At 48.7% G+C, this 12205-nt stretch carries 10 protein-coding genes; 9 read left to right on the forward strand and 1 reads right to left on the reverse strand.

Translation table 11 applies throughout. The annotated features are described in order from the left end of the window. Window positions 1–29 precede the first annotated feature (29 nt). From rsmB to nadD, 5 genes are all read left to right on the forward strand, one after another. Window positions 30–1358 carry a 16S rRNA (cytosine(967)-C(5))-methyltransferase RsmB gene (gene rsmB, locus NZM05_05325; protein ID MCS7013036.1) on the forward strand — a complete coding sequence of 443 codons (1329 nt, stop codon included), beginning with the start codon at window positions 30–32 and terminating at the stop codon, window positions 1356–1358. A gap of 206 nt (window positions 1359–1564) precedes the next feature. Further along, window positions 1565–3169 carry a capsule assembly Wzi family protein gene (locus NZM05_05330; GenBank protein MCS7013037.1) on the forward strand — a complete coding sequence of 535 codons (1605 nt, stop codon included), beginning with the start codon at window positions 1565–1567 and terminating at the stop codon, window positions 3167–3169. Then, the gene (locus NZM05_05335) at window positions 3169–3780 is read left to right on the forward strand and encodes a hypothetical protein (GenBank protein ID MCS7013038.1); all 612 of its coding nucleotides are present in this window, start codon (window positions 3169–3171) and stop codon (window positions 3778–3780) included. The genes NZM05_05330 and NZM05_05335 overlap by 1 nt, the downstream gene beginning before the upstream one ends. 24 nt (window positions 3781–3804) lie before the next feature. Continuing rightward, entirely contained in the window at window positions 3805–4713 is a 909-nt protein-coding gene (gene bamD / locus NZM05_05340) for an outer membrane protein assembly factor BamD (protein ID MCS7013039.1), read from the forward strand. Window positions 4714–4715: 2 nt separating this feature from the next. Further along, the gene (nadD, locus tag NZM05_05345; protein ID MCS7013040.1) at window positions 4716–5336 is read left to right on the forward strand and encodes a nicotinate (nicotinamide) nucleotide adenylyltransferase; all 621 of its coding nucleotides are present in this window, start codon (window positions 4716–4718) and stop codon (window positions 5334–5336) included. A gap of 4 nt (window positions 5337–5340) precedes the next feature. On the opposite strand, the gene NZM05_05350 is transcribed toward nadD, so the two are convergent. After that, on the reverse strand, window positions 5341–6336 hold the full coding sequence (locus tag NZM05_05350) for an NAD-dependent epimerase/dehydratase family protein (GenBank protein MCS7013041.1): 996 nt from the start codon (window positions 6334–6336) through the stop codon (window positions 5341–5343). A 399-nt stretch (window positions 6337–6735) separates the two neighbouring features. Between NZM05_05350 and NZM05_05355 the strand changes: the two genes are divergently transcribed. From NZM05_05355 to NZM05_05370, 4 genes are all read left to right on the forward strand, one after another. Further along, on the forward strand, window positions 6736–9405 hold the full coding sequence (locus NZM05_05355) for a tetratricopeptide repeat protein (GenBank protein MCS7013042.1): 2670 nt from the start codon (window positions 6736–6738) through the stop codon (window positions 9403–9405). 72 nt (window positions 9406–9477) lie between these two features. After that, the gene (locus NZM05_05360) at window positions 9478–10260 is read left to right on the forward strand and encodes a MotA/TolQ/ExbB proton channel family protein (protein ID MCS7013043.1); all 783 of its coding nucleotides are present in this window, start codon (window positions 9478–9480) and stop codon (window positions 10258–10260) included. Between the two features lie 87 nt (window positions 10261–10347). Further along, window positions 10348–10848: a biopolymer transporter ExbD gene (locus NZM05_05365; GenBank protein ID MCS7013044.1), complete on the forward strand. Its 501-nt coding sequence runs from the start codon at window positions 10348–10350 to the stop codon at window positions 10846–10848. Window positions 10849–10864: 16 nt separating this feature from the next. Next, complete coding sequence (locus tag NZM05_05370; GenBank protein MCS7013045.1) at window positions 10865–11464, forward strand: biopolymer transporter ExbD; 600 nt, start codon at window positions 10865–10867, stop codon at window positions 11462–11464. Window positions 11465–12205 lie beyond the last annotated feature (741 nt).

Raw genomic sequence — 12205 nt, forward strand, 5'->3', positions numbered from 1 at the left:
ACGTTCAGCAAGGCAAACATTTTCACATTATGACAGCGCGAGAAGTAGCCGTAAAAGTCCTCAAAGATGTTGAGGTGGGCAAAGCCAAGTCCGATACTGCCATCAATCATTACTTCAAGCAAGCCTCTTTGGAGCGTGTCGACAAAGCCTTCACGATGGAAATGGTCTATGGCACGCTACGCGAGCGAGCAAAAATTGACCATATCATTGAGCAATTTTACCACCACGACTACAAGAAGATGGACGTCGATATTCGCAACATTCTGCGCATTGGCGTCTATCAGCTTTACTACCTCACCAAAGTGCCAAAGTGGGCAGCAGTCAATGAGTCTGTAGAGCTGGCAAAGAAGCTGAAAAATCAATTTTTGGGCAATCTGGTTAATGGCGTGCTACGCAACATCGCTAATAACCTTGACACTATTAACTTCAAGGTAAAAGGAGGTACCTTTGCAGACCAGATTGCGCTGCAATACTCACACCCGAAGTGGCTCTTAGAACGGTGGCTGACTCGCTTTAGCTTGCAAGAGGCGCAAGAACTAATGACGGCTAACAACACGCCACCTTCTATTACCTTTAGAGTCAATCCCTTGAAGACAACACTAGCGGAAGTTGAGCAAGCCTTGTCTGAAAAGCGCATTACATACACGAAGGGTATTGTGGAGGGCTTTTTGACACCCGAAAAGTTCTTTGATATGGAGGAGCTGCTGAAGATAGGCTGGGTGTCAGTACAAAGCGAGTCGCAGGGAATTGCATGTATGTTGCTTGGTGCGCAGCCCGGAGAGCGAATTTTAGATATGTGTGCAGCGCCAGGCGGTAAGTCCACGTTTCTTGCCGAGCAGATGCAAAACAAGGGTAAAATTCTGGCGCTAGACCTTTACGGCAACAAACTGCAAGATATTGTCAATTTGGCAAATACGCTAGGCGTAAGCATTATTGAGGCTGTAAAGAGTGACGCACGCACATTCCAGACAGAAGAAAAATTCGACCGTGTCTTGCTCGATGTGCCTTGTTCGGGCACAGGGGTGCTGTCACGGCGAGCAGAGCTGCGCTGGAGACTGTCTCCAAACGACATTGCTACCCTAGCCAAGACGCAGCGCGAACTGCTGGATAATGCAACGCGCTGTGTCAAAGACGATGGGGTGATTGTCTATTCCACTTGCTCTATTGAACCTGAAGAGAACCAGCAATTAGTCGACGCATTCCTCTATGACCGACCTGACTGGAAGATTCAAGATGCGCGAGAAGTGCTGCCTAAGTCGTTGCATCATCTTGTAAATGAACAAGGTGCAGTTGAAATCATTCCGCATCGCCACCGTCTCGATGGAGCATTTGCCGTGCGCTTCGTGCGTCGGCAATGAGAGGTAGAGAGAGTGTGTCGAGCAAAGTGTCTGTAAGCAATAAGTGTTGCGCAAGCAATGCTTGCTAGTCGTATATTTAAGAAAAACTAGTGCGACTGCTTTTGGTGCAGTCGCATTTGTTTTGAAATCAAGAAGCAAACTTCATAAAACCAGAAACGAAACAGACCTTGCTGCAAAAACGCATCGCGCCAGTCGCCCCTCTCCTTATGCTGCTCAGTCTGTTTTGGCCCTGTAAGCTGGAGGCAGGGGGTGAAACCTTTCCTGCGGGACACTGGGCATATGACATCATTGACCAACTCATTGTGCGCGGCTATCTCACGCGGTTGTATGATGTAGCACGCCCGTATGAGCGGCTCGATGTAGCAAGGGCAATTTTGGAGACGGACAAGTTTGCGATTGAAGACCGTGTAACACTGTGGCTGTTCCAAAAGCTGGAACAGGAGTTGGAAGATGAACTGGGCTGGCTACGTGATGAAGCTTTTCCAAGAGCAGCTGTGCGCCTTGCTTTGCGCCCAGAGTTAATCACAGAGCGACGAGAAGGCCCGCGCCCTGATTTGCAATTACCACCTGAAAATCAAGGAGGAATTGAGTTGCGACCCCGATTTCGCGGGCGCGGGCGTCTGGCGCTTTACTTCGATCGCGACTTTGTGCTGTATAACTCTACGGTAGTGCAACAGGTTGGTGTCTTCGACCTTGTGCCCACACGTCCGTTTGCGGGTGCAACGTCTTACAACGAGCAAGCCTACTTTGCCTACCACGGCGAATTTTTCCGTGCCAAGCTGGGACGCGATTATGTCAACTGGGGCTATGGACGCTACAGCCTGAGCCTTGCCAACACAGCTGGACCGCTTGACCAGCTGATGCTGCAGCTCAATACAAAAACCCTGCGCTTTACGTATCTGGTAGCAATGCTGGAAAAGGTTGAGTATCGCGAGGAGGGCACACCCTTAGGAGCGATTCAAAGCTGGGTAGAGCGCTACCTAACCGCGTTTCGTGTGGATTTGAATCTCTTCGCAAGCAAAGTGCGCTTAGGCGTTTGGCAAGGCAACCTTTACGGCGGGCGTGGACGTCCGTTAGACTTGCGATACCTAAGCCCTTTTGCGATTTATTACTCGTATCAATACAACAACCGTGAGGAAATCAATCCAATCGGTGGATTCGACCTGAGTATTTTCCCATTTAATGGCATCAACATTTATGGCAGTTTCGTGATAGATGACTGGCAGTTCAATGTCGTCGACCAAACAGCCCTTGAGCCGAACTTGTGGGCTGGGCAACTTGGGATTCGCGCAGCGAATGTGCTCTATCCACTGGGAATTTACGGCACGGACGTCTTTCTTGAGATTGCACGTGCCATCAACCGCACCTATCACCAGCGGCAGTTTAATCGTTACCAACGCTGGATGTATGACACGAATCCGCTGGCGCATCCCTTAGGCACAGATTTTGAGTCATTAGAGGTTGGGGTGTCACATTGGTTCTTCAAACAATTTCGTGTATCTGCCAGTCTTTTGATGATTGGCAAAGGTGAGGGAAGTTTGTATGGACCGTTTACAGAGCCGTGGTTAGATACAACACGCTACAATTTGAGAACAGGCTACAGCGAGCCAGCTCCATTTGGGATTGTAGAACGGCGCACTGCACTCACAGTAGGCTTTTTCTACCAGCCTTCAAACGCTTTCAATGCAGAGCTAAATCTTACACCAGTGTGGCGATACAACGCTAACAACATTGAAGGGGCGCGACTGAATGACTTTCAGATTTTTCTGCGCGTGCTGTTTGAAATTCAACCTGTCCTAAGTTTGTTCTGATGTGGCGTAGAGTGGTACTATGGGCAGTAGCGTGGGCAAGCTTGACAAATGGCGGGTGGGCACAACTATCAGGAGAATCACCAAAGCTAACCAGCCAAGTATTTGCTGAACTCTACGCCGAGCACTTAGCATTAGAACTGCAGCAGCAACCGCTACCTAAAAACTTGCTCTTTAAGCCAGCACCACTGTCTACCTTTCAAGGCTTCTTAGATGCCGCACTGCAAACCAAGCTCCTTGCACTGGGTTTTTCACTCTATGAGCGGGATAGCTTGGAGCAAGCTATGGAGTTTGCGACACTCGAGTGCTACGCAACACAAGCTGAGTTTTTCTACGAGTGGCTAACTGACAACAAAGCCAAGCGCTGCTTCGAACTGATGGCAGTCTGCAAAGTCCTAAGTAGGGACAGACAGACGCTTTTGGTGAAAAATCTAACTCTTGCGAGGCAAGATACAGTTCAAGCAACTCATCTGCAGCGCCTCGAGGATAAGCGCTTCCCAGAAACCGTCAAAACGCCAGTGCCGTCGCTATGGGAGAGTGCAGCAACACCAATGTTGGTCGTGTCCGCAATTGGAATTATTGTATTTTTATTTTTTAGTGTTCGAAGCCGTTAGTTCGACTCAAATGCTTGGAAACGAATGCGCATTGCTCATTTCTTCTGCATACTGCTTGGCACAGCCATAGTAAGCGACATAGTAGGGTGTGGCTCAGCGCAGACCTATTACGATGAGTCGCTTAGGGGACGGTTTGAGTATGCAAAGTCGCTCTTCGAGCAAAAAGACTACTACGCTGCACAACTGGAGTTCAACAAGCTCACTTATCTTAGCCGCGCAACGGAGTATGAAGATGACGTACAGTTTTACTTAGCGCAAAGTTACTTTTTCTACGAGCAGTATTTGCTAGCTGCAGATGCATATCAGACGCTGCTGCGCAATACGCCGTCGTCGCCCTACAGCCGCATTGCGTTTTTTCAGATTGCAATGTGCTACTACAAGCTTGCTCCGATTCACAGCTTAGACCAAGAGTATAGCAAGCGAGCGATTGCACAGTTTCAAAGTTACATTGACACCTATCCAGCACCCGATTCTGAAAAAGTAACAAAGGAAATCCGAGACTTGCGACTTTTGGCAGCCGAAGTGGAGGACTCTGCACGTCGTGCAACCTACGAAGCTTTAATTGCGCGCCTTGTGGCACAGCTGGGGCAGCTCGACACGCTTCGACTGGCAGAGGAAAAAATTATGGAATGTCGCAACAAGTTAGCCCTCAAAGCCTTAGAGAGTGCAAGGCAGTATATCCAGCTACGTGCCTTTCGTGCTGCGACAATTTATTTTGATGAAATTCTGACAAACTACCCTGATAGCCCCTACTACGAGGAAGCGTTACTAGGGAAAATCGAGACGCTGGTTGTGCGGGAAAAGTGGAGCGAAGCCGAAAGTGAAATTGAAAAGTATGAAGAAAAATTCCCTGAGAAGAAGTACAAAGTGGAAGGCTTCAAGGCTGTAGTGAAAGAGCAGCTCTTACAAAGCACACAAACGACTGCGAAATAGCTGTGCAAACACTTGTGCTATTTGGCGGCACATTTGACCCGCCACATTTAGGACACCTCGCACTGCTAACGCTCACCCGAGAACTGATTTGCCCCGATAAAGTGATTCTGAGCGTCTCACGCAATCCGCTTAAAGCAGGCACCACAGCGACCGACCAGCAGCGCTTTGAAATGGCACAGCAGCTCGCCGAGGAGCTGAACGCAACAGGTAATTGCTTCGAGGTGAGTGACTGGGAACTAAAACAAAACAGTCCATCATATACGATAGAGACACTGCAACACTGGCAAGCCCAGTATCCATCGGCACGCTGGCTACTAGCAGTTGGCGAAGACAATTACCGAATCTTCCACCGCTGGAAGTCGCCTGAAAAAATTTTGGAAATAGTGGAGTTACTTGTGTTTTCAAGGCAAGTGCAAAACATAAGCAGGGAGTCTATGCAGGCGTTTGCAAATGCGAAAGTGCATTTCATTCAGTTGGACCTCTCTATTTCATCGAGCGAATTGCGGCAGAGGCTCTCAGACCCTGTGCAACGCCAGCAAGCAATGCGCAAAGTGCCCTCCGTCATTGCACGCTACATTGAAGCAAACAAACTCTACAGCGCTTCGGCTAGCGTTACAGAGTAGAGGGCTACAGCCAGCCCACTTGCTTAGCCCATGCGATGGTCTCTGCTACGCCTTGCTCAAGAGAAGTGGTAGGCACATAGCCAAGCTGAGACTTAGCTTTTTCAATTGAGCAAGTCCAATAGCGTTGCGCTCCTTCAATCGCTTTCTCACGATTGATAATGGAGACTTTGCCTTGTGCAGCGCAGATTGTTTCGCTCAGTGCAGCAACGCCATAGACAAGCCAATCGGGTAGCGTAACCGTAAGAGTGAATGATTTACCCAGTGCAGCTTTGGCAGCCTCACCAACTTCGTCCCAAGTGTATGACTGCTCAGATGAAATGAAGTAAGTCTCGCCAGCGGACTTAGGGTGCTCCGCTGCCAGAAGGATTCCCTGAACAAGGTCGCGCACATGCACAATGTTAAGCCGCTTTTCGACACCGAAACCAAATTTTGGAACAAACCCAAGTTTGACAGCTTTGAAGAATTCAAGCATATCCCTGTCGCGCGGTCCATAGACGACTGATGGACGCACAATCGTAATAGGTAGGTCCGACATAAACCTTTTACAAACTAACTCGGCTTGAAGTTTGGTGCGCCCATACATTGTAAGCGGTCGGCATGGCGCGGTTTCGTCGACGGGGTGATTGGCAGAGGGAGAAGGACCAACAGCCGCTTGCGTCGAGATGTGCACAAACCGTTTAAGGCGAGCTGCAGCATGCTGAGTAGCCCTAAGCAGGTTCTCTGTTGCTTCAACATTTGCGCGGTAAAACTCCTGCTCCGAGCGCGCTTTGGTTAAAGCGGCAGAGTGAAACACGAACTCCACGCCCTCTATGGCACGCAGCAGCGTCTCAGGCTGAGCATAGTCGACAATCACATATTCCACCTCAAGGCCTTGCAGGTTGTTCCTTGAGCTGGAGGAACGTGTTAGCACGCGAACGCGATACCCGCGCTGCAAAAGCAATTCTACAAGCCAACTGCCAACGAAGCCAGTGGCACCTGTTACTAGTGCAAGAGGCGGCATAACTCCAATGTGCTTGTGCAGTGCAAGAAATTTGCAAAAGTGAGCTGTATCACAATTAGATAGGCATCCATAACCCAAATTTAACCCGAAAAAATTTTGCAAATGCGAAAAACTTACATACTTTTGGGCGTGATTTGTTGAAGCGCTTGCAAAGTGAAGAGCCTTTCGCATAGCCCAGAAGCCAAGCACATCACCCAAATTTACTTACACTACTGTGCTGTGTGTGAATCAGACAGGACGGGCACTTGGTATTCTTGCTTGCATCGCAGTATATTCTGCGAACATTTCCCGCCGAAGATTCACAATAGCGAGCATGTAAGCTATCGTAACAACTAAAACAAAGAGGTTACCTTGAACGCAGTAAGATACTTCCTTGCCTTGGTATGTTGTGCTGCTGCAGTGTGGGCTGAGAAAGCCTTTGCTCAAGTCGAAGGATTTTCTAATGCCCTGCCACCCAGTTCGCTGCTTATCAGCGACAGGGAGTTTCTAAATGACCTGCTAGCCAAAGACCGCTACTTGGCCTTAGCGTATGAGAATCTGGAAATTCTCTCAAAGGACTTCAGTCAGTCACCGCCAACCATTGAGCGGCTGAGAGCTATTCGTATTGAGGGATTTGGGCATCTAGAAGGTGAGCAAGGCGAATTTCACAATTTTCCAACCAAAGCGGAGTATGAGCGATTCTATCAATTTGCACGCTATCAGGCAGTGCGCAACGAGCTGAATGCTTACCGCAAGAGTTTGTTAGCGGCAGCGCCACGCTCAACACTCGAAAAAGCCCTGCGGCTTGATCTCAAGAGTGCTATGCTTCGCTACGAGAAAGGCGACTATATGACTGCTCGCCTCTACTTTGAAGATATCTACGAAACGTATAGCCCATATTTTAGAAACCTTGACGATGTGCTGTTTCTGCAGGCGGAGTCAAACTTTGCTATCAAAGCGTTTGTAGAAGCAAAAAAGCTCTATGAGCAGCTTTTAGTGGAGTACCCTGCGTCGCAGTATGCATTGAATGCGGTGCAGCGCATTCTGTTCGTGAGCTATGTCTATGATGACTACAAGCAATTCCAGCGCGATTTTCGCAAGTATAAACCCTACATTAAGCTCGAGCAAGAAGCAGACTTCAAGGTGTATCTTTTGGCAGGCACGATGGAGTATCGCAATCAGCAGTATGCTCGAGCAATAGAAGACTTTGCACAGATTCCAGACCGTTCAGAGTGGAAACCGATGGCAGACTTTGCGGCTGGGCTAGCGCACCTAGCGCTGGAAGAGACCAAGGAAGCCGAAAGAAAATTCCGAAGAATCATTGAGCACCCGTATCTGCCTTGGGACACGAAACTCTCTGGTATCAGGAATGCGGCTGCTATTCAGTTGGCTCATCTCCACTACAAGCGCGGATGCAGATTCTTAGATGAAGCACGCCGATTCTACACAGGCGATGAAAAGGAACGTGCAAAAGCCGATTCGACCCTGCAAGCAGAATTGCGCACGCAACCAGCTGAGCAGCAGCTAGCTGCTTACCAGCGTCAGCTAATAGAAATTCTGAAAAAGATTGAGATTCAAGACACTGCAGTTTTAGCCCTCGCAAGACGCTTAGAGAGTGAGCTTTCAGCAGTCTCCACTTCTGAGCAGGAGTTGCGTCAGTTCAATGAGGCACTGAAGGAGAATGTGCAGAACATTGAAGCGGCACAAGAAGGAATCGACCGCATTCGTCTAGAACTGGCAGCAGCACAAGAGGAAGGGCGTCTGGCAGCTGAGCAGATTGCAAGGATGAGAGAGAAACTGGCGAAAGCGCAGCAGGAAGTACTCTTCCAGCGCTTCAATGCCTATCGCAACTTTGCGCTGGCAGAGTTTGCGCTGGCAGAGCGATACTTCAATGAAGTCAGCCGTGGCAACCCTGACAGAGACCTCGCTGAGTTAGGAGTGCTTTGGGTAAAGTTTAAGTCAGGGCAGTATCGAGAGGCAAAAAGAGAGATTGAAAGCTACTTCAGAAAGTTCCGCACATCGGAGAATCTCTACCAAGCAATGTTCCTGGCTGGATACATCACGCAAGCCAAGTATCCAGAAGACCCGCGGTATGCACTAAAAGATTACAACTTCGTCTATAACGGCTGGACAGGGCTTCAGTATATTGAGAAGTTCTTGGCGAAGAAGGCTATTTTGCGTCAGCAAATGTTGGTTGCACAGACGGTCGGCTCTGCATCAGAGAATCCAAGCGAAGTCTCAGCAGCTACAGAGATTAGCAACGATATTGCAAAAGCTATAGAGTTGCTTAAATTTGACCGCCGCGCAATTGTGGGCTCCGAGACAGGCCTTGTCGCCGATGAGCGTCGCCCCGCTTTAGAAGAACTGGCAGGAAAACTGAGTGCTGCAACGGGCGCTGGTAACAACACGCTTAGAGAGGCAGCAAGCAGTGCAAGTCGAGCAATTAAGGAAATTCTTGAATTAGCCACGCAGTCTGTCTCTAACGACACAAGGCTATTTCTCACCCATGCACCACTGCTGGTGAGCAGTGAGCTGGCAGATTACCGAAAGAACTTGGAGTTCTACAAAAAGGTGGCACGCGAGGAAATCGCACGCTCAGAAGAGCTGATTGCACGCCTGCAGCCCTCTGCTATCAGAGCTGGAGATCCACGGCAGCAGTTGCTAAGCAGCTACTACCTTAACAACGCAAAGTCGGTGCGCACACTGGCAAGCGCTATGCTGACGGCGTTGCAGCAAAAAGAATTCTTTGGCGAGGAAACTGTTGAGCGTGCAGGCACTGTAGCGCAGTATGCGTTTAGTGCGCTAACATATGATGAAGTGAAAAAACGCCGGGAACAAGTAAAGAGCTTCGAGCGAGTGGTAAATATGCTCAAATCCTCAATTCGGAAGAAAATCAATCAGCTGGAGCTCTTCCTCGAACAAGTCAAGAAAGAGGAGGAAGGCACAGCAGTGGTGGTGGTAACGAAAGCAGATTTGCTGCAGAAAGAGTTCGAAGAAGTGTTGAGTGATTTCCGGCGAGCATTTTTCATTGGGACAGATTACCTATTGCTGAATCGTCAAGGTGAGCAAAAGAAAGTGCTGCTGCCGTAGGAAATTTCAAATTCTGTTGTAACTTTGGCATAACGAACTTAAACACAAAACAAACTTCTACTGGAGGCTCAAATGGCAAAAAAGAACAAGGTATTTTTGTGGGCGATTATCATTCTCTCAGCAGTGGTCTCGTTTGCAGTATATTTCTTCGTGTTTGGGCCAGCCCCAAAAGGAACGCTTCTTCACAATTTTTATGAAGGCGGTCCGCTTGTAGCAGTGCTAATGGCGAACCTACTTGTGCTCATTATTGTGGTAACGGAGCGCGCAATTGCTTACAACAAGGCGAATGGCAAGGGTAACTTGGATAAACTTCTGAAAGAAGTAAAACAAGACTTAGAGCGAGGCGCAATCGTAGAAGCCTTGCAGAAGTGTGAAAATCACAACAGTGCAGTTTCCACCTCCATTATGAGTGGTTTGGAGCGCTATCGCTCACTTGATGAAGTAGAACCGCGCTTCAATGCTAAAATTCAAGAGGTTCAAAAAGCGATTGACGAGGCGGCAAACTTTGAGTCAGCACAGTATGAGACCAACCTTACCCCGATTAAGACGATTGCGACGATTGCAACGCTCATTGGTCTGATGGGTACGACCATCGGTATGATTCGCGCGTTCAACGCTCTGGCGGAAACGGGTGGCACGCCAGATCCAGCTAAGCTCTCTGGCGCTATCGCCGAAGCGCTTTATAACACCGCCGGAGGACTTTTAGCCGCTATCTTAGGGACAGTGGCATACAACTACTTCAAGGCAGAGATTGATAACTTCACATACTACATTGACGAAGCAGCTTTTGAAGTGATTCAAACGCTGACCATTGCTCGTCGCACACTTATCTCTGAACGCGAGCGCGCACAGTAATGGGTAGTAGTGGGTCGGGAGAAAAAGCCCCGACCCAACTGTCGTTGAAGTGACTGTGAAACGAGATTAAAAAGGAAGGAAAGGTATATGAACTTTTTTGGATTTTTTATGCACGGGGGCGAAGAGATTGATCTTGCCCCGCTAGTTGATATCGCATTTTTGCTCCTCACTTTCTTTATGATGACCACGGTGTTCCGTGCAACGGATAAGATTCAGGTCGAGACACCGCAATCAAACTCCGCTGCAAAAGAGCCGACAAAGCGTTATGTGATTGTAACGGTATCGGACAGTTCTGACAAACACGATACGCAAGTGGTGGTCAATATGGATGAATACAAGGTGCGTATGACCGCTTTTCAGGGCACGCAATATGAAAAAGAAGCGGCTGGAACAGACGGCGTGTTGCTTAGGGATTGGAGAAAAGAGCTTTACGAAGTATTGCTTCGTGCACGGCAGGCTGACCCAGGTCAGACAATCGTGCTCAAGGCAGACAAGAATGCAAAGTTTAGCGTGATTAATGAGGTGATGATAAAAATGAAGGAAGTAAAGTTTGACCAAGTGCAGATGATTACGCAAATGGAAAAATAAAAGGAAGGAGGATAGTATGGCAGAAGCGCTGCGTGATAAGGGCAAAACAGTTAAAATCAATATGCGCGAAGGAAAAACCAACGCGCAAGCAAGGAAAATCAAGAAGTATAATGAAAAAAGTGATGAAACTTCCCATGTCGACCTTGCGCCAATGGTGGACATTGCCTTTCTTTTGCTTACGTTCTTTATGATGACAACCTCGTTTGCAAAGCCGAATGTCTTCCAGATGGGACTGCCCGAGCCACCGAAGCCGAATGCTGCACCGAGTGCCGTAGACCCGAAGCTGATGCTCACGATTCAAGTGTCCAAGACAGGGAAAGATGGTGTGTTTATGCTACGCGGAATTGAGAAAGAAGGAAACACGCCTGCTTACACAAAGTTTGAAGAAATCCGCGCAAAGGTAAAGGCGATCCGAGACGAGATTCAAAATGACCCGAACCTGAGCAAGTATGATGTGGTAACCGCAATCAAGATTCATCCAGATGCAAAGTATGATGATATGATTGAAGTGATGAATGAAGTTTTTGATGCGGGTGTACGCAAGTGGGCAACTGTAGAATTAAAGCCAGATGAAGCAAAGAAGCTGGAAGAACTGGAAGCAAAGGTGAAGAAGTGAAGTATTTTCTGAGCAAACCTCTCGCGAACTAAACACAACAAAATTTATGAAGACCAAAACTAGTGAAATCGGCTCACAGATAACGCTAAGATGGTATGCCGAAAAGCCGTTTGCATATGCGATTCGCGAGAAGTATCAGCAGCGAATGATTATTGGGTTTATCTTTGGAACATCGCTCTTGGCATTGGCATTACTGTCTTACTTCATTTCGGGGGCACTGGAAGGTGGAGAAGTGGTAGAAAAGCGCAAACCTGTTGTGATTAACGTTCAAGCTGACCCACCACCGCCTCCATCAGAGGTGCAAAAGCAGGAAATTACAGAGACCTCAACAGGTGGGGGCGAAATTGCAAGTGATGCAGTGGTAACCTCCAGTCAAGCAGCAGCTGTCTCTGAAGCGGTCAGCGCCGGTGTCGAGGCAGCGCTAGGTGAAGCACTGGCATCAGGCTTGCTAGCAGAATCGGGCGGCGGTATCCCTGTAGCAATGGAGGGCGCAGTCGGTGATGCAGGTTTCTTGGGGAGCACAGCAGCAGGCGGACTGAGAGGTCTTGGTGCAGTGGGTGTAGGTGGATTGGGTAGCACAGGTCTGGGGGGCGGCGATGGCTCTGGGATTGGCTTTGGCACACAAGGAGCAGGAGGAGGCTTAGCAGGACCGGGGAGTGGGAAAGGGCTTGGTGGTGGAACGGGCAGAGGACTTGGTGTAGGGCGAGCAGGCAAACTGGCTCTTAGCACAAACTTTGCAAA

The organism is Chloroherpetonaceae bacterium (genome assembly GCA_025056565.1).
Lineage (GTDB): Bacteria > Bacteroidota > Chlorobiia > Chlorobiales > Thermochlorobacteraceae > Thermochlorobacter.